Annotated in this window: 15 protein-coding genes and 1 pseudogene; 10 read left to right on the top strand and 6 right to left on the bottom strand. The window is 28.4% G+C overall.

Annotated elements, in window-relative coordinates:
• The first annotated feature begins 34 nt into the window (after positions 1 to 34).
• The 5 genes from CHB81_RS24685 (at position 35) to CHB81_RS24665 (ending at position 6,178) form a co-directional block, all read left to right on the top strand.
• Entirely contained in the window at positions 35 to 1,651 is a 1,617-nt protein-coding gene (locus CHB81_RS24685; protein WP_089354484.1) for a thioredoxin domain-containing protein, read from the top strand.
• Positions 1,652 to 1,749: 98 nt separating this feature from the next.
• The gene (locus tag CHB81_RS24680; RefSeq protein WP_089354483.1) at positions 1,750 to 2,583 is read left to right on the top strand and encodes a DUF6625 family protein; all 834 of its coding nucleotides are present in this window, start codon (positions 1,750 to 1,752) and stop codon (positions 2,581 to 2,583) included.
• Between the two features lie 194 nt (positions 2,584 to 2,777).
• Positions 2,778 to 4,970 (top strand): peptidase domain-containing ABC transporter, encoded by a 2,193-nt coding sequence (locus tag CHB81_RS24675; protein ID WP_089354482.1) that lies wholly within the window; start codon positions 2,778 to 2,780, stop codon positions 4,968 to 4,970.
• 3 nt (positions 4,971 to 4,973) lie between these two features.
• Positions 4,974 to 5,231 (top strand): hypothetical protein, encoded by a 258-nt coding sequence (locus tag CHB81_RS24670; RefSeq protein ID WP_254921274.1) that lies wholly within the window; start codon positions 4,974 to 4,976, stop codon positions 5,229 to 5,231.
• 233 nt (positions 5,232 to 5,464) lie between these two features.
• Positions 5,465 to 6,178, top strand: a complete 714-nt coding sequence (locus CHB81_RS24665; RefSeq protein WP_089354481.1) for a bifunctional 2-polyprenyl-6-hydroxyphenol methylase/3-demethylubiquinol 3-O-methyltransferase UbiG — start codon at positions 5,465 to 5,467, stop codon at positions 6,176 to 6,178.
• Between the two features lie 293 nt (positions 6,179 to 6,471).
• On the opposite strand, the pseudogene CHB81_RS24660 reads toward CHB81_RS24665, so the two are convergent.
• From CHB81_RS24660 to CHB81_RS24640, 6 genes and pseudogenes are all read right to left on the bottom strand, one after another.
• A pseudogene (locus CHB81_RS24660) lies at positions 6,472 to 6,597 on the bottom strand (IS1 family transposase); the annotation flags it as partial.
• 30 nt (positions 6,598 to 6,627) lie between these two features.
• Positions 6,628 to 8,802, bottom strand: coding sequence for a prolyl oligopeptidase family serine peptidase (locus CHB81_RS24655; RefSeq protein WP_089354480.1), 2,175 nt, complete (start codon positions 8,800 to 8,802; stop codon positions 6,628 to 6,630).
• Between the two features lie 98 nt (positions 8,803 to 8,900).
• A complete protein-coding gene (locus tag CHB81_RS26985; RefSeq protein ID WP_176427578.1) occupies positions 8,901 to 9,053 on the bottom strand; it encodes a class I lanthipeptide in 153 nt (50 codons plus the stop codon).
• Between the two features lie 129 nt (positions 9,054 to 9,182).
• Positions 9,183 to 10,907 carry an AraC family transcriptional regulator gene (locus tag CHB81_RS24650; RefSeq protein WP_089354479.1) on the bottom strand — a complete coding sequence of 575 codons (1,725 nt, stop codon included), beginning with the start codon at positions 10,905 to 10,907 and terminating at the stop codon, positions 9,183 to 9,185.
• On the bottom strand, positions 10,897 to 11,793 hold the full coding sequence (locus CHB81_RS24645; protein ID WP_089354478.1) for a thiopeptide-type bacteriocin biosynthesis protein: 897 nt from the start codon (positions 11,791 to 11,793) through the stop codon (positions 10,897 to 10,899). Before CHB81_RS24645 ends, CHB81_RS24650 begins: the two co-directional genes overlap by 11 nt.
• Positions 11,778 to 14,096, bottom strand: a complete 2,319-nt coding sequence (locus CHB81_RS24640; RefSeq protein ID WP_089354477.1) for a lantibiotic dehydratase family protein — start codon at positions 14,094 to 14,096, stop codon at positions 11,778 to 11,780. The genes CHB81_RS24645 and CHB81_RS24640 overlap by 16 nt, the downstream gene beginning before the upstream one ends.
• A 335-nt stretch (positions 14,097 to 14,431) precedes the next feature.
• On the opposite strand from CHB81_RS24640, the gene CHB81_RS24635 reads away from it, so the two are divergent.
• From CHB81_RS24635 to CHB81_RS24615, 5 genes are all read left to right on the top strand, one after another.
• Positions 14,432 to 16,822 carry an outer membrane beta-barrel family protein gene (locus CHB81_RS24635; protein WP_089354476.1) on the top strand — a complete coding sequence of 797 codons (2,391 nt, stop codon included), beginning with the start codon at positions 14,432 to 14,434 and terminating at the stop codon, positions 16,820 to 16,822.
• A 133-nt stretch (positions 16,823 to 16,955) separates the two neighbouring features.
• The gene (locus CHB81_RS24630; protein ID WP_089354475.1) at positions 16,956 to 17,138 is read left to right on the top strand and encodes a hypothetical protein; all 183 of its coding nucleotides are present in this window, start codon (positions 16,956 to 16,958) and stop codon (positions 17,136 to 17,138) included.
• A 68-nt stretch (positions 17,139 to 17,206) separates the two neighbouring features.
• Complete coding sequence (locus tag CHB81_RS24625) at positions 17,207 to 18,454, top strand: radical SAM protein (protein WP_089354474.1); 1,248 nt, start codon at positions 17,207 to 17,209, stop codon at positions 18,452 to 18,454.
• Positions 18,441 to 20,618: a peptidase domain-containing ABC transporter gene (locus tag CHB81_RS24620; protein ID WP_089354473.1), complete on the top strand. Its 2,178-nt coding sequence runs from the start codon at positions 18,441 to 18,443 to the stop codon at positions 20,616 to 20,618. The genes CHB81_RS24625 and CHB81_RS24620 overlap by 14 nt, the downstream gene beginning before the upstream one ends.
• Before the next feature lie 156 nt (positions 20,619 to 20,774).
• On the top strand, positions 20,775 to 21,197 hold the full coding sequence (locus tag CHB81_RS24615; RefSeq protein ID WP_089354472.1) for a hypothetical protein: 423 nt from the start codon (positions 20,775 to 20,777) through the stop codon (positions 21,195 to 21,197).
• The last annotated feature ends 322 nt before the right edge of the window (positions 21,198 to 21,519 follow it).

Here is a 21,519-nt window from a genome sequence, read left to right as displayed (position 1 = left end):
CCTCTCTATAATAAATAACCTAAACCAGATAATAATGACCGAAAATTTCAACTTTCTTTTCCAATATTTGGAAAGGGAAGAGATCAGTATAAACAAATCCGAATTTGAATTTCAAATTGAATCCCATCCAGATTATCCTTCTCTGACATCTACCGTTGATACATTGAGTTTTTTCAATATAGATAATAGCGCCCTATCTATTCAAAAATCTGAAATTGATTTATTACCAGATCGCTATTTAGCATGGTTATCCATGGAAGGAAATCGTTTACAATTTTATTTAATTGAGAAAAAAAGTGATGTCTATCATTGTTCACAAGATAAAAACAGAAGAATACTATCGAAAAAAGAACTTGAAATGGCATGGCGAAATATTGTACTACTAGTAGAAAAACCTAAAACAGATAACATTCAACAACCCAGTATAAATATGTGGAATTGGGTACTGCCTATTTTATGGTTAGGATTATTTTTATTAATACTATTAGAATTTGAAATTAATTTAGTAACAAAATTCTTCTTTGTTTTACCTTTTTTGGGTATATTATTCTCTATTGCGGCTTTAAAGGATTTATTTGGAACTAAGAGCGAATTAATTAATAACTTTTGCAATATAACCTCTTCTTCCAACTGTACCACAGTTGTAAGTTCAAATAAGTGGAAATTTTTTGAAGTCATTAATTTTAGTGATTTAAGTATAATATTCTTTAGTTCTCAATTTTTGGGACTGTTATCATTTTTATTTATAGCAGATACAGTAACATATTTTTCTTCTCAAAATTTATTACTTATTTACTCAATCCCTGTATTATTAATTTCAGTATATTATCAAAAATTTGTTGAAAAAAAATGGTGTCCGATCTGTTTAGTCATTATTTCCATAATTCTCATTGAGTTGGTATACATTTATTTTTTAATCCCGGTTTCAATTAAATTTTTAGGATTGCCAAGTATCATCTTCATATTTATATTTACCTCAATATCCTTGGTATGGTTTGAACTCAAAAAACTACTGCTCCAAAAAAAGACCCTAAAGGAATTTCAGTTCAAAGGCAGTCGCTTTATGCGAAATTATACAATTTTCAAAAATAATCTAGTGGCTTCGGATCTTATAAAAAGTACTCCAATGCTCCCAGATGAGACTATTTTCTTAGGTAGTTATACTGCTCCGGTAAAAATAATAATGGTTACCAACCCTTACTGTGGATATTGTGCAAAAGCGCATTGGGTTATGGAAGAATTACTAGATAAATATGCTGAAAAAATTTCTTTCGACATTCATTTTAATTATTATGATTATGAAAATATTAGCCCTGAATCAAGAATACTACATCACAAATTGGTTTCAATCTACATAAACCAGGGACAAGAAGCCTTTATCAAAGCATTAAGAAATTGGTTTACAAATAAAGATGTAACCAAATTGAAAATTTTAGAAAATTCAAAACTTAATGAAGTTAGGGCTGATCAAATACTTGAAAAGCAGTTGCAGTGGAATAAACTTAACCACATAACATATACACCTTCCATAATTATCAATGAATACTTTTTTCCAAAACAATATGACAGAAATGATATAAAATATTTTATTGATGATCTGTCAGAGGATGAAGATTTTATTATAATTGATAAAAAAAATAGACCTGCATAATAATTCATTAAACTATTTACTTATTCAACCACCACCATTACAAGATGATAATCAATGTAATTTCATAAATGTAAAAAGAAAAATATTAAAAATAAATTATGAAACAATTAACCTCGATAGCAGTACTTACCTGCTGGTATGGTGCATATCCATGGTACTTTCCGTATTATGTACATTCCTGTTCATTTAATCCAACAATTGATTTTTATATTATTACAGATAATCAAGAAAAAATTCCAAATAAACCTGATAATTTAATTATCATTAACAAGACACTTGACCAAATAAAAACAATAGCCACTAAAAAATTAGGTTTTAATGTCAGCCTGGATTATCCATTTAAACTAAATGATTTTAAGCCCGCATATGGTTTTTTATTTCCAGAAGTATTTAGAAACTATTCTTACTGGGGGCAATGCGATTTAGATATTATTTATGGAGATATCAGAGGTTTTTTAACTGAGGAAATGATCAAAAATTACGATTATCTTAGTATGAGGCATGATTACACAACAGGCTGTTTTTCATTGTATCAGAATAATGACAAAATGAATACTTTTTTTATGAGAAGCAAAGATTATAAATTTGTATTGTCCCATTATGATTCCTGGTGCTTTGATGAATGTAGTAAACTTGGTTATGCTCCCTTGTTTTTTAATAAATCAATCTTTGAATTTAAAACAGAAATTGAGAGTTTTACTCATGTAATTAAAGCCGGAGAAATAACTAAAGAAGTCAGGGCTCATTTTGATTTTATTCTCTTAGAAGGCAATCCTGGAAAAATTGTTTTTGACAACGGAAAAATTATTTACAACAAAAATATGGAAGGAATAATGTATCATCTTATCGAATTCAAAAAAAGAAAAACATCATTTAAAATTCCAAATAAAATTCCAAATATATACAATATCAGTTCAACTAAAATTTATTAACCTTAACAATTTTAATCGCTGTGTAGTTGTTCTTAATACAATTGTTTTTCTTGATTCGCAGATACATTGGAGAAAAATAAAAAAAGCATGGTCCTAGGATGTCAAAATTATATACTTTCAATATGAAATATTAGATTGTCCAATTAATTATCCTGACTCTAAAATATTTACCATTTCACCGCCAAAAAATAAAATTGAAAAAATTCCCTAATTACAGACAGGCTGACAATAAAGATTGTGGCCCCACATGTTTAAAAATTATTGCTAAACATTACGGTAAGACAATCAATATTCAGGAGTTGAGAGATATAAGCGAAACGACTCGTGAGGGAACAAATTTACTTTTTTTAAATGATGCCGCAGAAAAAATTGGTTTCAAACCTTTTGGTGCACAATCAAATTTAAAAACCTTAAAAGAAACACTATTACCATGTATACTCCATTGGAATAAAAATCATTATGTAGTTCTTTATAAGATAAAAAAAGATTCTTACTATATCTCAGATCCTGCCTTTGGTTTAATTCAATACAATAAACAGGATTTTATTAAATTTTGGATCGGAAATAATGCCGATGAATCTACCGAGGAAGGAATCATTTTATTAATAGATACTTCACCAAGATTTATTCAATCTGATTTTAGCAAAGAAACTTTCAGAGAATTAAGCTTTGAAACATTATCCCAACATATACTAAAATACAAACCCTTTTTAATCCAACTGTCAATTGGATTATTAGGTAGTAGTTTAATACAACTAATTTTTCCTTTTTTAACTCAGAGCATTGTTGATGTAGGGATACAAAACCAAAATATTCACTTTATTTACTTAGTTCTTCTTGCGCAGCTGTTACTTTTTACAGCGAGAATTGGTTTGGAACTAATTCGAAGTTGGATATTACTACATCTTTCAACTAGGATCAATATTTCGCTCGTTTCAGATTTTTTTATAAAACTTATGAATCTGCCCATTTCCTTTTTTGATGTGCGTATGACTGGAGATATTATGCAGCGTATTAATGATCATCATCGAATTGAGAGAATTTTGACATCATCATCACTAAATGTTTTGTTCTCGACAATTAATATGTTTATACTGGGGGGAATATTAGCATATTATAACATCCAAATATTTATACTTTTTTTCTTAGGTAGTGCAATATATTTCGGGTGGATTATTTTATTTCTAAAAAAAAGAAAAATACTGGATTATAAACGTTTTGCTGAAAGTGGAAAAGAACAGGGAAAAGTGATGGAACTCATTAACGGAATGCAGGAAATCAAACTCCATAATGCAGAAAAGCAAAAACGCTGGAGTTGGGAGTATGTGCAGGCAAGGCTTTTTAGAGTCTCGATAAAAGGATTGATTTTAGAGCAATCCCAAACCATTGGCTCCTCTGTAATCAATGAGCTAAAGAATATCTTTATCATATTCTTTTCAGCAAAATTAGTTATTGATGGTTCCATTACACTAGGTATGATGCTTGCCATAAGTTCTATTGTTGGGAGTTTAAACGGACCAATAACGCAACTTATTGAATTTGTTAAAGAGTTTCAGGATGCTAAAATATCATTGGCAAGATTGTCTGAAATTCACGAAAAAGAAGATGAAACCCAGCAGGAAATTCATCAAACCCACGAAGTCCCCTACGATTCTGATATAGAGATAAAAGGCCTTTCGTATCGTTATTTAGGATCGGATATTCCGATTCTGGATAAGTTGAGTTTAATAATTCCTGCCAATAAAGTAACAGCAATAGTAGGCGTTAGCGGAAGCGGAAAAACAACACTCATGAAATTACTGCTTAAATTTTATGAACCTGAAAAAGGAGAAGTTGCAATTGGGAACGTACAGCTAAAAAACATTTCGCAAAAAGCATGGAGATCCAATATTGGTGCTGTCATGCAGGAAGGTTTTATTTTTAGTGATACTATCGCCAATAATATTGCCATTGGAGTTGATAAAGTAGACAAAGAACGATTAGTATATGCTGCAGATGTTGCTAATATAAAAGAATATATTACAGGTCTTCCACTGGGTTACAATACAAAGATTGGTGCCGAAGGAACGGGAATGAGTACCGGGCAAAAACAACGATTACTGATTGCAAGAGCCGTTTATAAAAATCCCGAGATATTATTTTTTGATGAAGCTACATCGGCTTTAGATGCCAATAATGAGAAAGAGATTATGCGAAAATTGGATATTTTCTTCAAAGACAAAACTGTCGTTGTTATCGCACATCGTCTCAGTACCGTTATGAATGCAGATCAGATAGTGGTTTTGGATAAAGGGAAAATCATCGAAATTGGAAGTCATTCGGCTTTAGTGCAACAAAAAGGGAATTATTTTGAATTGGTTCGAAATCAATTACAATTAGGAAATTAAATCATGGCAGAAAATATATTTGAATTAAGAAGTGAAGAAGTTCAGGGCATTCTCACCAAAGTACCACACTGGATGATACGTTGGGGAACAGTCTTGATATTTGCTATTCTTTTTATGTTGTTTTTCGTGTCCTGGTTTATCAAATATCCGGATGTTGTCAATACCGAAATTGTGATCACCACTAACATTCTGCCGAAGAAAATAGTTTCTAAATCTTTCGGCAGAATTGAAGTTATTTTGGCAAAGAATAAAGCTTTTTAAGATTAATCGAAAGAATATCCGTTTAAAGTGCTTCTGAGCAAGTTTAACCATAATTTCTGCAGACTTTATAAATATAATTTGAAAATTATCCATGCCATATTAACTAGTGTTTCAAAATTTTCAATGGAAATTATTAGTGCTTGTTGGTTAAATCTTTTAGATATATTACTATCTAAAATTCAGTTGATTAATTAAAAAAATGCAAATAATAAAAAACGATAATATTATAACGTATGAATGAAAAAGTAAAATATATTCATGAGGAAAACTTTCATAATTTCGGAGCAGCTAATGAGATAGTACCATTCATTATCAATCTTTTAGAACCTAAATCAGTTGTTGATGTTGGCTGTGGAATTGGAACATGGTTAAAAATTTTTAAAGATAAGGGTGTGATTGACATTTTAGGAATTGACGGCGGTTATGTTGACAAAAGAATGTTAAAAATTAATCAAAAGAACTTCAAAGAATTTGATTTAGAAAAGTTTTACAGATCAAAACGGAAATTCGATCTAGCAATTTCTTTAGAAGTTGCCGAACACTTAAGTCCTACAAGTGCAGATGATTTTGTTAAGACATTAATTGGCTTAAGTAATATAATTATTTTTTCAGCAGCAATACCTTATCAGGGTGGGCAAAATCATATAAATGAAAACAAACCCAGTTATTGGATAGAAAAATTTGAAAAAAGTGGATTTAAATTATATGATGTTTTAAGACCTCAGTTTTGGAATAATGAAAACATTGATTCTTGGTATAAACAAAATATTTTTTTATTTACAAATCAAATTAATTTAGACAGTAAGCTTAATACTTTAAAAAGCTTTTACGGAAGTTATTTGGTACATCCTGAAATTTTTAAATACAAAGTAATTGAACACAGACATTACAAATTTCAGTATGAAACAATTATGGACGCTTTACCGGATGAAAATATAATTGATTAAATCAAACTTACAGAGAATTTTTGAAAACTAGAAATCCAGTAAAATCAATATCTGCGGACTTTAGGTTCGAATATATTATACATTGTTTTTTAGTTTTTTTACCAGTAGGGTTCGAGTCCCGTTCCCGCTACTAAGACAAAGTAAAAGCCTGAGAAGTATAGATTCTCAGGCTTTTTTTGTGATTCTAAAAATCTTATTTCATTTTTTTTTAAATAAAAAACCCCAGTGTTTTCTAAGGAAAATTGGTTCGAATCCCGTTAAGTTAATTCCATAAAACAATTGACTAACTAATCTCAAAACCAAAAATAAATCTTTAAAATGGCAATCAAAACTACCAATCTTTTACTACAACATATCGTTTTTCGATTTAGTCTTTTAAGATGAGTTCTGAGTGTCAAATTTTTCCTTTCAATATGATTTTATCAATAACTCTGAAAAACTACCAAACTTTATTTTTTTAATTTAAACTTAGGGTGTCCCATCTGCCAAAATGCAAATGCAAATGCATCAGCGTAATCATTGTAAAGTTGTAAATTAGAGCTATCCATACCATGTCCTGTATTATAATCAACTGCAAATAAAATTGGATTACTAGAAATTGTAGATGCTCGTAATTTTGCCACAAATTTTGCAGACATCCATGGAGCTACTCTTGCGTCATTTATTCCTGTCGTGATTAAACATGCAGGGTAATTTATTGCTTTCTCTATATGGTGATACGCATCCATCTCATATAACGTATTAAATTCTTCATTTATTAATGGATTTCCAAATTCTTTCATGTTATTTGGCCCGTTAGGAGCAACATCTATTCTCAAAGTATTAACAAATCCATTTTCACAAATCATTACCTTAAACAAATCCGGTCTTTCTGTTATAGCTCTTCCAACCATAATACCTCCAGCACTAGAACCATATATTGCTATCTTTTTACTGCTGGTTATTTTATCTTTTATTAGGAATTCTGCAGTACTTATTAAGTCTTTCCATGTGTTAGGTTTTGTGCTTTTATAACCACCTGTATACCAATCATCACCTTTTTCCCCGCCTCCTCGAACATGAGATACAACATAAACTCCACCATTTAATACCCATGATAAATATATAGGTTGAAAAGAAGGGCTCATAGATTCGCCATATGCTCCATAACCATCAATGAGAACGTAGTTCATTTTATTCTTCTTTATTCCTTTTTTATATATCAAAGACACAGGAACTAAAGTGCCGTCATTGCCTGGTATTTCTATTTCTTCAACAATAAAATCATCAAATTCCGGATATGTAACTACCGGGCTAATATTATCTTCTCTAAAACTGTTTTTTGCAATATCATAACGATATCTTTTTAATGGATTTAGCCAACCGCTCGTATAAATCCATAAATCACTATAGTACTTGTTTTTTGATCTAATAATAATTCTGCCTGCTTTCTTTGGCAAAACTAAAGTTTTATGCACTTTACTGTTATCCACAAAATACAATTGTGCTTGTACTCCATTTTTTGTTGTTGAATATACAAGTCCATCTTTAATAACTTCATAACTGTCGATAATTTCATTTTTATCTTCATTTACTATTATTTCAGGATTAACAAAATCAGGGTTTGTAATTTTAGTTTTAATAATTTTATAGTTTGGCGAACTTTTTGACGCTAAAGAATAAATGTCTTCGTTAACAATTACAGGAGAACTAAAGCCATCTTTTTTGTTAAAAAGAGGTTTCCAGTTTATTTTTTCAGAATGTAATTCTTCGATCTTTGCATAATAATAATCAAAATAAGCAGCTGCCCCATCTAATTTTCCGAGTATATATTTATCATTTATACTATACTCGCAGATTTCAGGAAAATCGACAGGACCGATATTTAGGTCTGGATTATTCTCTTTTGAAAAAATAACTTTTCTCACAGAAGGATTATCTCCCAGTTTATAAATTACAGATTCTGTGTTTAATATGTAATCTGCACTTTTTTTATCTATTACAGGTATATGTAAATAAACAATACCTGAATCATCTGGCAGCCAATTAACACCTCCCAATTCTGCAGGCCAACAGTTTAAAAGTATTTCTGGTAAGAGTGTTTTTGACTCAACGTCCAGAAAAGCAATCTCTGATATTTCTTCTCCATTTTTAGAAAAACTCAATGCAACTTTTTTACCATCCCAAGATGGCTTTAAGTATGTGATTGAATAATCATTTCCGGAATCTTTTTTATACTCTCTGGGATCAAATAACATAACTTCCTGTGCCTTTTCAGAAGGTTTGTAAAATAATTTCGCCCTTTTGTCCTGATCCGTTTTCTTTAAATAAAAAAAGCAATCATTAGCAGTAATTTTTAAATGAGTCACGCTAAATGACTTTCTTTTTTCAATTTCAACAAGTTTATCAATTATATCTTTCCTGCCTGTAATACTGTTTAAAATTTCACGCGTTTTCAAACTATTTTGTTTAAACCAGCTCTTTGACAACGTATCATTGGCATTTTCTAAATAGGAATAGGGATCATTTATTGATTTACCAAAATAATCTTTGGTTGTAGGTCTCTCTGGTAAAACATCTTGGCAAAAAACATCATTACTAAAACTAGAAATTAAAATCAGGACAAGTATTATTTTTTTCTTCATATTCTAAAAAGAATGATATATTTTAATGAATTATATATATTCAAAATTAATCTAAAATTTACAAATAAGCCTTATAATTAATTATAAGGCTTATTACTTTAGACATTCGTTGGTGGGATTTTATTTGTTCCTGCTGTTCCACCGCCGCCGCCGCCGCCATCACCACCAATAATAGCTCTACGATTTTTAAGTTCAGCAATTTTAAATTTCTCTAGCGAAAGTTTCTTTTTAACCTCATTTTTTTTCTTCATTATTTCTATTTCGTATTAATTTTCAACAAATGTATTAAGCGTATTTATCTTCAAGCAATACTCATACTCTACATTTATAAATCTAGACTAAAAAAGAAGTTAAAACACTGTTTATCAAAAACAAAATAATCAATCCCTACTGACATCTTCGTTGGTTTTTTTGATAAAATAAGAAGGTTGCAACCCCGTTTTACTATGAAAAGCTTTTGCAAATGATTCTGAATTATTAAAGCCAAATTCTTCTGCTAGTGCTTTTACAGTATATTTTCTTATCTTTTTATCTTTCTTCAATTTAATTACTGCATAATCTATCCTTAAATCGTTTAAATATTGGCTAAAGTTTTTTCCTTTATATTGATTTATAGTTTTAGACAAATAACTGCTATTAGTATCAAAACGGTCAGCAAGGTCAATTAGTTTTAAATTCAACTCTAGATAGCCAAATTCATTCTCAAATTTTCTTAATTTTTCAATCAATTCTTTTGCAATAGGCAAATCAAAGGATTTCGCATTACTTTTTTCATTATCCACCAACTTCCTTAATTTGTTCTCATCAACAATTGAAGACTCTTTTTTAAATTCGTTTTCTGAATTATTAATCAAGTCATGGAATCGTTTATCCAAAATTTTCTTTTCTCTCTTAATTTTAAATAAATAATAGAAGGAAACAACCAAAATAATAAAAATGAAACAGCCTGTTAGTACATACATCTGTTTTTCACTATTGATTTTAGAAATAATCTTTTCTTTTTCAGATAATAAATGTGGGGTATCATAGTATTTAGTAACATTCTTTGATAGAACATGATCATTTTGATTCAAAATTATATCTATTTCAATTAGACGATTTAAATAATACAATTGCTTTCTATCATTATTTAATTTTTTAGAAATCTTAATAAGTTTAATGTAATTGTTTCTAATGTCAGGAGTATATTCTTTAGAAATAACCATAATTGAATCTACTTTTTCGAAATACATTTTAGCTTTTTGCAAATTGTTTTCTCCATCTAGAATATTACTGCCTTTATAATAATAACTAATTGCTAAGTTTAATTTATCAGAAGACGGATAAATTAATGAGATTGCACTATCTAATAGGATGTTACTAGTTTTGTACTCCTTTTTTATATGATAAGCAATCCCATTACTCAAAATAAGATACTTATAATACACATTTTGTGGTTTAATCTCTTTTAACCTTTTATTATTATAATATAAGGCTGAGTCAGGTTTCTTTAATCTGTTATATAAATCAGATAACAGAAATGTGGAATAACTTATTTCAGCTGGAGAACAATCATTATTTGATTTCAAAAAAAGATAATGCTGTTTTATTAGCGGAAGAGCCTCTTCATATTTCCCTAAATTAGTCTTAATTAAACCTATTTGCTCGTTGATGAAACTATTCTGCTTAATATTTCTTTTTTTTTCTGAATACTTTTCTGCTTTAAGCAAATTAATCAATCCCTCATTCCAATGATTATCATATAATAAATATTCACTTTTTAAAATATAAGCTTTAGCCGGATATATAAAATCACTTCTATCGGCAGATAAGGAAATAATAGAATCTAAATATGAAATCCCAATTTGTTTATTTTTTGATATTGTTGCGGCCATAAACAAACCTTCCATAATTATCATTCTGTCATTTTGATATTTAGATTTTTTATAATACGTATTACCATACAGTAATCTATTTTTATCATTTGCCGAACAATTATCAAATTTTTTTTTCAATTCTGTAAAGCCCATTTTTTTTACAGAATCTAAACTTGTAACGTAATTTACTCCTTGAGCACAAAGAGATATACATAGTAATAAAATCGTAATTACTAATTTATTTTTCATTTGTTTTCATTAAAGTTTTATAGTATTTATTCATAAAGTCAAAACATAGCATTTCATATTGTCTTTGCTTAGACCGAAATATTCTATTAACATTCATATGAATAATGGAACTTATTAAAGTTAGAGAATCAATTTTTTTATTCTTTTTTATTTTTTTACAAATTATTTTTATATTCTCCATTTCCTCATCACTACTATTTAAAATTTCAAATAGTCCTTCTAAATATTCCGGTTCTTTTTTATGTTGGAGCAATAAAAAAATATCCGATTTATATTTTGAATATAAATCTGCCATTTTTTTAGTATTATGTCTGTTTATATCCTGTTCTAATCTAAAATAAACACATTTTTCTTTTGCAAAATCCTGACGTTCCAATAATGAAATTTTAAAATAATCCAACAAATCATCTATATCTTTTAATGCTGCAAATATTCTAACAATTTCATCATTTTCCAACAGTGTTTCACTAAGAATCTTTAATGTTTTTTGACTATGATAATAAAACATTTTTTCAGCCTCTATTATAGTATTACCACCATAGCGTTCCATTTCTCTTCTGTATGTTCCAACGTTAATTTCATAGGCTGTTTCTTCTTTAATCAATTTACTGAGGTATGATGTCATTATTTGAATAACTTCTTGAATTTCTTCAACTTTATTTAAATGAAGACGTAATCTTAAATGATTCTTAGGATCATTATATCGTATAAAAAACCAATAATCAACCAATTTTCTTTTTTGCAACTCAAATATAACAGGACTTATAGTTTCAACTAAAATCGTATCGGCAGAATAACTTCCACAATAAATTTTATAATAGAGCCATTCTTCTCCAATAATAAAAGTTCTTTTAAGATTTCTCATAAAATTTATTCTCTTTGCCATTTTAGCCCTACAATAAATTGATTCCCATAATAATTTCCCTCAACATCATTTACCAACTTCTTTGAGGGAAACAAGTATTCTTCTAAGACGAAATGAGTTTTATTTTTTACTGATTTCACCAGTATTTCAATACTTGTTCTATTTTCTAAATTTACAATTAAGGTATTATCGTCATCTACTAATGAAACATATTGAGGTAATGGTGGTCTGGAACCAGAAAAATATAATTCTAAATTAAAAATGCTTCTATCGTAAACTAAATTCTCCTCTTTAAATTTCTCAAAAAGAACTTGCTGTTTTTCTCTGGTAAATATCCATTTCTCCTTAGATACGATACAATTCTCAATAATTATTCTAGGGGAATAATCGAGCATTTTATCAATTTTAAAATGATTAATTCCTACTGAAGGTTTACAATTTTCAAATTGCATGTCACATAAAAACTGATAAATAGGCAACGAATTATAGGAATAATTATGGGCATTAGTAAGTCTTGGTATAATCTCCTTATTGTTTATTCTACTCCACATTTTTAATCTGCCATTATCAATAAATAACATTATATCTTCAATATTTATTTGTTTAGAAAATGGTAGGCTTGATTGCCCCAAATAAGGAATTTCATAACATCTGAAATTTGGTCTGCGTAATACATTACCTGTTCTATTTTCTGGTAAATGAACTATTTCTGCAATGATTTTATCCCCAAAACTATCTAACTCATATTTTGTAATTTCATTTGCGAAGTGATCTATATCCTCATTACCATAACAAAATCTTGCCAATAAGTTTGCCGCACTAGATCCTCCAATATTATGAATTACAACCCATTCTTTATCATCTTCTTCTACAACCTCAAAAACACACGAAAAAGTAGTAGGAAGATTTTCATTTGAAAAATCTATGTTTTCAAAATCACTGAATTTAAATCTTACCCTATTTTTATTTTCTCTGCCAAAATATTGTAGTTTATCTAAAATGATTTTTTCAACTTTACTTAAATGAACTTTAAAGTCTTCTTTTGGTTCTTGTTTTATTTCTATTGTATCTAGTAATGGGGTTATATCAAAATTATTACCTTGTACATAACCTATTCCCGTCTCAACATCTAGCGCTTTAACTAAAGGTATCATTTCTTCGTCATAACGCTCAATAAACCTTTTTTTAAAATTCTCTAATAAAGAATCCTTTGGTTTTTCGGATATTTTGTTCAGAAATGATATGGCTTTATTAATATCTTGCGTATACTTTTTGTTTAAACTGTAATTACTATTATTTAAAAACAAATCTGTTTGAAATAGATACTTTTTATCAAAAGAAACTCCTTTTGATGTAATTGTTTTAGCAATTTTCTCATAAAATTCAAGTATTTTCTTACCACAATCCAATCTATCAATTTCTATTAATGTATTGGATATTTTTTTTAGAAATAAGGTCCAATCTTCTATTTGTTCCTTCTCAAATTCAGAACTATTTAATAATTCTTCGGAGTGTAAGCCATCAGATTTTTTTAGAGAACAAACCAAATTCATTAATCTGTTTAAATAGTCATCGCCTGTCAGGTTCAGTTCTGTTTCATAAACCAATATTTGGTGCGCAATCAGTTCATTGATAAATTCGATTGCTTCGTTTTCGCTTATTTTTTTTGAAATCAAAATAAATTTCAGGTCCTCTTTATTTATCCCATACCTCGCCTTTTCCATAATCAAGTCCAAATACTTAGTTCTTTTAAAACCTTCCAGAGAATAAATTCGTTTCCCCTCGTTTATTGTATATTGTATGTATCGGTAAAAATTAACCAGTTTATAAAGAGTTGTATTAGGGTAAAGAAGTAATACTTTTTGAATAGTCGGATTATTAGCATATTCATATCCTAAATTACCCAGCAATTGCATGTCCAATCGTGTTTTTCTATAAAAACCGATTGTTCTATGACTTTGTGAATTATTAATCTGAATTTTAGTTTTATTATCTAATTTCCCAATTCCACAAGCCGCAAAAAGTCCAAAAGGTGTACATCTGGTTGACATCCTAATTAAATATTTCAGTACTGAAGCTTTAATTTTACTTGCCCTTTCATCATCCCAATCCTCTTTAATTAGATGCTTCTGAATTTCACGGTACAACTCAGGGGAGGCCAAAAATATTGCTTCTAAAATATCTCTGTCTTTTAGTTTCTTTTTTATTTCATCAGGTCGAATTACTAATTCTTTAGTCAAATTTTGATAAAAGCTAATAGGATAACGAGGGGTTCTAACAATAAAAGAAGAGAAGAAACTAAAATTTGTTTTTGATTTTGACATAAAAAATTATACGACGCACTTAAAGAAGCGTAGAAACGCATCCAAAAGTAGTAAATTATATAAGAATCCAAATTACTTTATTTAAAAATCAAGAAAAATCTTAAAAAAAAGCACCCTTATATCGTATTGAAAATAAGTTCATTAATTCGAATATTATTCTTTGTTTATAAATATCGAGTCGGCATTTATAAATCTAGACTTAACGTATTTGCATAAGCTATAATGTTGATCTAGTTTTGACATTATAAAGCAACAAAATTAATTCAGTACACCAACTAACATCATTTTGCCTTTAAGAACTATATAACGTTAAAAGAAATAAATCTGCAATTATAATGAATAAGGTTCTCGTAATAGTATTATTACTTTTTATATCCAATAAACTGTTTTCTCAAATAATAATTCAAGGACAAATTAAAGATCAGAATAACAAATCAATTGAGTTTGCTGAAATTTTAATAAAAAATAAAGACTCTTTATTTATAAAAAGTGAATTAACAAATGCCAAAGGTAGATTCTTAATCAAACTTGAAAAAGGAGAATTTTTATTAATTGTAAAAGACTCCGGAATTATAGCATATCAAAAAAATATTAATGTAATTGAAAACCTTGACCTAGGTGTCTTGGTAATGAACAAAAATGATCAGCAGCTAAAAGAGGTCATTATTACCTCAAAAAAAAAGATAATTGAACGGAAAAATGATCGATTAGTTTTTAATGTCGAAAATTCAATTACTTCTATTGGTGGAGATGCCATGGATGCTTTGAGAGTAACACCTGGTCTTAAAATTCAGAATGATCAAATTATGATGATAGGTAAAAGCGGAATGTCTGTTATGATCGACGATAAAATAATTCATCTATATGGAGAGGATTTAATTAGCTTTTTAAAAACTATAAAATCTGACAATATCAAAAGTATAGAAGTAATTACTGCGCCTCCTGCCAAATATGATGTTGAGGGTAATAGTGGTATCGTGAATATTAAATTGAAAAAAGCAAAAAAAAATAGCTGGGGAGGTGATTTTAACAGTTCTTATACAAAAGCAAAATTTGATCTGGGAAGTATTGGAAGTGTTTTGAATTATCAAAAAAATAAAATAACAATTAATTATACAATTAACTATACTAACGGTAGTACAGCTCCTTATCAAGAAAATTACGTTTACTATCCAAAAGTAACTTGGTTCGAAACTAATCACAAAAGGAGCTATCAAAATAACTTAAGCAATCGATTTAATTTTGATTACCAACTAACTAAAAAAACAACAATAGGAATGCAATACACAGCTTCCAAAAATAAACCTTTAGATGTGAGCCTTAGTAATTCAAAAATAACTGATGAAATAACCCACCAATTAGATTCTCTTATAGTTACGCCTTCTTATGTAAACTCAAAAAAAACAACACATACTATAAATTTTTATAGTCTGACTAAACTCGATAGCATAGGAAGACAATTATTTTTTGATACCGATTATTTTGAATTTAATTTAAATTCAGATAATAATTTTAGTTCTAATTATTATTATGGAGATGGTTCAGAAATCCCTAACCGAAACTTAAAAGCAAATAATATAACTGATCAAAAAATTAAAATTTATTCTTCGAAAATAGATTTGGATTTGCCTTTGCAATGGGTAAAAGTTTCTTTTGGAGCAAAAGTTTCTTTTATAAAAACCGATAATAACGTTGCGTATTACAATTTTTATAGTTCTGAGCCAATACTAGATCTAACAAGAAGTAACCTATTTAACTATTCAGAAAATACCCAGGCGTTATATATTTCTGCACAAAAAAGTTTGGCAAAAAAATGGGACCTTCAATTAGGATTGAGAGCCGAAAACACTCAAACAAAAGGAGTCTCTGCAACTGTTGAGCAATTAAATACAAATACCTACATTAGATTATTTCCTACACTTTATCTTACTTACACAGCAAATGAAAATAGCACTTTTTCATTTAATTATAATAGACGAATAGACAGACCTTCTTATGCCGATTTAAATCCATTTAGACTTTACTCTACTGCGTTTAATTATATGGAAGGAAATCCTTTTTTACAGCCCTACTTCACAAATAATATAGAAATATCTCATAGCTACAAAGATTTATATAGCTCCTTGTCATACAAAAATCTTACTAATGGGATAGATTATATAACGGTGGTCTCTGCAGATAGTGGAATCCAAATTGCAAAACCATATAATTTTTATACTCAAAACAGTATTGTTTTAAGCGAAAATTATACTTTTTCTAAATGGAAAGGATATGAAAACAATATAGGTTTTAACTTGTTGTATGCGGTGACTAGTCCTAAAACAAATACAATTGTTCCCGAAATAAGTAATTGGACCGCTTCCTTTAGTTCCTATAATAGTTTTGTGTTAAATAAAAAAAAGAGTATTAGAGCTTCACTCGATTTTGTCTATTCATCCCCATCAGTTCTTGGAAGCTATAAACTAGAAAGCTACTATTTTTTTGATGCCGGAATGAGAATGTCTCTTTTTGAAAAAAAGGTAAGAATAGCAATTAGTATGGTAGATATTTTTAGAACAAATAAATTGAGATATTCCCAAGTAGTCAATAACATCAAAATAACCGCATTAGATTACTCAAATCCCCAAAGCTTACGTTTCTCATTATCCTATTATTTTGGTAAATCATTTAAAAAAGATGAAAAAACAAATACTAGCAATGAAGATGAAAAAAGCAGGGTAAAATAAACTTTTTTTTAACGTTTTTCTTTTTCAGATGACGATTTGGAGATTTTAAACGTCGAAATAAATCGCTTGCAAGCAAACCGAGGGTACGGTTTATAACCTAATTAATTCTTAATAATTCTTAAATCAATTAAAAATGAAAAAATTTAAATTAGTGAAAAATGATGCTAAATCACTACAAGGTTCAATTAGTATGATGGATAATCCTGTACTTACAGGCGTTGCTCTAGATGTAACAAAATATGCCTTTATGGGTGGATTTGCAAAAGCAGGTCCAATTTCATTTGGAAAAGTTGTACCACCAGAAGTAGCGCAATAAACTCAAACTAAATCACATAAGGCTTCTATCTTTAGAAGCCTTATTATTAATGAATAAAAAAAAACGAAATGAAAATTGATAAGTTTGTTGTAAAAGTCGCCAGCCGCTGTAATATTAATTGTTCCTATTGCTATATGTATAATCTAGGAGATTTGTCATACAAAAACCAACCTAAGTTTATAAGTGATACAACAATAAAAAGTTTTGTAAAAAAATTAAAAAATCATATACAAGTAAATGAACTAAAAATAGTTCATGTGGTTATTCATGGAGGCGAACCATTACTATGGAATAAAGTAGATTTTGAGAATTTTATGTTAGCATTTAAAGAAATCACAAATGAAAATATTGAAATATTCTTTTCTATGCAGACAAATGCTATTTTACTAAATGATGAATGGTGTGATTTTTTAAAAAAACACAAAATTAATATCGGTGTTAGTTTAGATGGCTCTAAAATAAATAATGACAAACATAGAGTTGATAAAAAAGGGAATGGGACTTATGATGATGTCATCAAAGGACTGAACGTTTTAACAAAAAATGGAATAAAAGCGGGCATTTTATCCGTTATGAATTTGGAATCTGATCCAATTGAATATTATAACCACTTTAATAGTTTGAATTTAAGATCAATCGATATTTTATTATTAGATTCAAATTACGATAGCAAAACAGTAGTTTCAAATCATTCAAAAAAAGTATGGGAGTGGTATATTAAAATCTTCGACAAATGGTATCATGAAAAAGGAGAAAAATCAGAAATTCGCTTTTTTGAAATGATTATCAGAGAGGTATTGGGTGAAGAACAAAATATAGATTCATTAGGAAGTCACGAAAACAATCTTTTAGTATTAGAAACAAATGGAGGGTTGGAAGCTGTTGATGCTTTGAAACTATGTGGAGATTCATTTACAAAGAATGAACTAAATATCAATAGTCACGAAATAGACGAAATTAGTAAGTCTAATCTAATGGAAGTTTATTATAACAGTGGTAAATATTTACCTAAAAAATGTTTAGCGTGCCCTGTTCAAGATATTTGTGGAGGAGGTTATTTGCCTCATCGATACAGTTCAAAAAATGGTTTTAACAATCCTTCTATTTACTGCGATGATCTATTAAGAATTATCACTCACATACAAAATACTGTTGTAGAAGATATGCCAAAAGAATTGAAAATTGAAACAGGTATACAAAAACTAACATATGAAAATGCACTACAAATAATCGAAGAAACTTTACCAAATATTTCTGAACCTGATTACATAGAATTATTAGAAAGTTTTCGAAAAAAAGAATATGAGACTATTTAAAAAATCGTTCCCATTTATAAACCAATTAGATAGTCAAGACTGTGGTTTTGCCTGTTTAAAAATGATAGGCAAATATTATAATAACAATTTTAGTATTGACAATAATTTTATCATAAATTCTAATTTAGAAAAACAAGGGGTATCTATCTCTAGTCTAGAAATGTCAGCCAAAGAATTGGGTTTTATCAATCTAGTGATAAAATTAGATTTTGAAAAAATATTCAAAAATGTGCCCTTACCTTCAATTTTTATTTGGAATCAGAATCATTTTGTTGTGGTTTATAAAGTTACAAATAACCTAATTTATGTTGCCGACCCTGCATTTGGTAAAATAATTTATACAAAGGATGAATTTATTCAAGGATGGGCACAAAATGAGAAAGAAGGTATTATATTGGTACTAGAGCCAACAGAAAAAATATTTGATCAAAGTGAAGAACAAAATAAAGCGAAAGTAAGTTTAGGATATGTTACCAGATATATGATAAAGCATAAAACTCAGCTATACTTTATTATACTTACTCTAATCTTTTCTTCTTGCGTTGAACTTATATTTCCTTTTTTTACTCAAAAAATTATAGACAAAGGTGTTGCGCTAAAGGATATTCCTTTTATATACTTAGTTTTAATTGCTCAAATTATGCTATTTTTAAGTAAAATAGGTTTAGAGTTCTATCGCTCTTGGTTATTTATACATATTAGCAGTAGAATAAGCTTATCAATTATCTCCGATTTTCTCATAAAATTGATGAAATTACCTTTGCGCTTTTTTAATACAAAAAATATTGGTGATTTGAGTCAGCGAATAGAAGATCATAAACGAATAGAAGATTTTTTATCAAAAGATTTAATTCAAACTTTATTTTCATTTTTTAGTATACTTATTTATTCAAGTATTTTATTATACTTTAATTTTACTATTTTTTTAGTAGTACTTGTTGCTGCTATTATAAGGGTTCTATGGATATTTAATTTTATAGAAAAAATAACGCAATTAGACCGGAAAAATTTTTCATTACAATCAACGGATAAAAGCAAAATATACGAGTTAATAAATACTATTCAAGAAATAAAACTAAACAATCTTGAAGAAATCAAAACAAACCAATGGCAAACTATTCAAAAAAATATATACCTGAATAATATTGATAAATTAAAAGTTGAACAAAAATTTGATAGTTACATATTTATAAGTTTCCTGCAAACAATAATAGTAGTTTTTGTAGCCTCTTTGTCAGTAATTCATCACCAGCTAACTATTGGTTCCATGCTTTCAATAATGTTTATATTAGGAGGATTAAATAGTACTATTAATCAATTTATAAATTTTATACAACAGTATGAACTTGCAAAAGTCAGCTTTGAACGTCTTAATGAAATTCATAACAAGAAGAATGAAGAAAATCTTTCAAAAGTTCAGGTGTTAGATGGAAATTTTGATATTGATTTAATAAATATAGATTTTTCATACAACACAGATAACAAAATATTAGAAGACATTAACCTTTGTATTCCAAGTGGCAAAACTACTGCAATTGTAGGTGTAAGCGGAAGTGGAAAAACAACTTTAATTAAACTACTATTAAAATTTTATGAACCTAAAACTGGACAAATATTTGTTGGTAACAACAAAATAGAGGAGATTGACAATGCACTGTGGCGTAATAAATGTGGGGTGATATTACAAGACAGTGCTATTTTCTCGGATACGATTAGATATAATGTAACATTAGAGGAAAATCCAGATCTTGATAATTTCAAATACGCATTAGAACTTGCAAATATTTCAGAATTTATAGAAACATTACTTTTAAAAGAAAATACTATTATAGGTACTGAGGGCATAGATATAAGTCATGGGCAAAGACAACGTATACTAATTGCACGAGCCATTTACAAAAACCCTGATTATTTATTTTTTGACGAAGCTACTAATTCCCTTGATACTGAAAATGAAAAGATAATTGTTGATAATCTGAACGCACATTTCAGCAACAAAACAATGGTTATAGTTGCACATAGATTATCCACAGTGAAAAATGCCAATCAAATAATAGTATTAGACAAGGGAAAAATTATTGAAAAAGGAAATCATGATGAATTAATCATATTAAAAGGTAAATATTTTAGTTTAATAAAAAACCAATTAGAATTAGGGCAATGAAACAAGAGCATAATAATATACTAGGAAAGATACCAACTAAACTTATTTTTTGGGGAATAATAATATGCTTATTGAGTTTTTTTTGTTTGCTTTTTGCTATATATATATTGTTTTACTAAGTTTACTCTTCCACTAAAATTTAATACCCTACTCAATATGAACTTTTCCAAATTTCTATTTGTCATTATTATAATTAACCTTCTAGGTTGCAAATCAAAAACAAATCAAATCAAAGATCATCAACGAGAAGGGAAATGGGTTAGTATAGACACACTTGATTATATTTACATCACAAAAGGTAAATATCATAAAGGTATAGAGGTTGGGACATGGAGGCATTATTATAACCAAAAAATGATTAAAAAGGAAAAATATCATAAAGGCTCTTCATATATTAAATATTATTACCCAAATGGAAAAATAATAAAAAGGGGACATACTAAATCAGACTCTAATGAAATAGAAGATCATTGGTACTATTATGGAAAATGGTATTTTTATAATGAAAAGGGAAAATTAGATTCTATAAAAACATATAAAAAAGAGAGCGTAACAGATAGTGTAAAAGCACCTCAGTAAATAAATCAAAAAAAATATTAGAAATTGGCAAAAATAAAGTCGCTCTCTTTGTCGATGGGATGACTTTGCTTAAACTCAAATATATTTATATTTCGTTGATAGTCTTTAAATCCTCTATAAAATGGTTCGAAAATTGTCCCGTTTGGGCTACAAGGTTAAAGCAAAAGCCTGAAAAATAAAGATTTTTCAGGCTTTTGCCGCTTGATAAATTTCACTTCAATTTCTTAAAAAATCTAAACGCCCTGTATTTTCAAGGAAAAATGGTTCGAGTCTCGTTAGGGTAAATTATTCAACAAGATATTTATCTATTTAAAAAATCAAG

It is taken from the genome of Flavobacterium sp. ov086 (assembly GCF_900187965.1).
Lineage (GTDB): Bacteria > Bacteroidota > Bacteroidia > Flavobacteriales > Flavobacteriaceae > Flavobacterium.
The sequence above is the reverse complement of the archived record's forward strand: the minus strand, read 5'-3'. Positions and strand labels throughout refer to the sequence as shown.

Coding starts and splice junctions, on each gene's coding strand:
- CHB81_RS24685 (WP_089354484.1), top strand. CDS start 35: ATGACCGAAAATTTCAACTTTCTTTTCCAATATTTGGAAAGGGAAGAG.
- CHB81_RS26985 (WP_176427578.1), bottom strand. CDS start 9,053: ATGAAGAAAAAAAATGAGGTTAAAAAGAAACTTTCGCTAGAGAAATTT.
- CHB81_RS24620 (WP_089354473.1), top strand. CDS start 18,441: ATGAGACTATTTAAAAAATCGTTCCCATTTATAAACCAATTAGATAGT.
- CHB81_RS24665 (WP_089354481.1), top strand. CDS start 5,465: ATGAATGAAAAAGTAAAATATATTCATGAGGAAAACTTTCATAATTTC.
- CHB81_RS24640 (WP_089354477.1), bottom strand. CDS start 14,096: ATGTCAAAATCAAAAACAAATTTTAGTTTCTTCTCTTCTTTTATTGTT.
- CHB81_RS24680 (WP_089354483.1), top strand. CDS start 1,750: ATGAAACAATTAACCTCGATAGCAGTACTTACCTGCTGGTATGGTGCA.
- CHB81_RS24655 (WP_089354480.1), bottom strand. CDS start 8,802: ATGAAGAAAAAAATAATACTTGTCCTGATTTTAATTTCTAGTTTTAGT.
- CHB81_RS24630 (WP_089354475.1), top strand. CDS start 16,956: ATGAAAAAATTTAAATTAGTGAAAAATGATGCTAAATCACTACAAGGT.
- CHB81_RS24625 (WP_089354474.1), top strand. CDS start 17,207: ATGAAAATTGATAAGTTTGTTGTAAAAGTCGCCAGCCGCTGTAATATT.
- CHB81_RS24670 (WP_254921274.1), top strand. CDS start 4,974: ATGGCAGAAAATATATTTGAATTAAGAAGTGAAGAAGTTCAGGGCATT.
- CHB81_RS24650 (WP_089354479.1), bottom strand. CDS start 10,907: ATGAAAAATAAATTAGTAATTACGATTTTATTACTATGTATATCTCTT.
- CHB81_RS24615 (WP_089354472.1), top strand. CDS start 20,775: ATGAACTTTTCCAAATTTCTATTTGTCATTATTATAATTAACCTTCTA.
- CHB81_RS24635 (WP_089354476.1), top strand. CDS start 14,432: ATGAATAAGGTTCTCGTAATAGTATTATTACTTTTTATATCCAATAAA.
- CHB81_RS24645 (WP_089354478.1), bottom strand. CDS start 11,793: ATGGCAAAGAGAATAAATTTTATGAGAAATCTTAAAAGAACTTTTATT.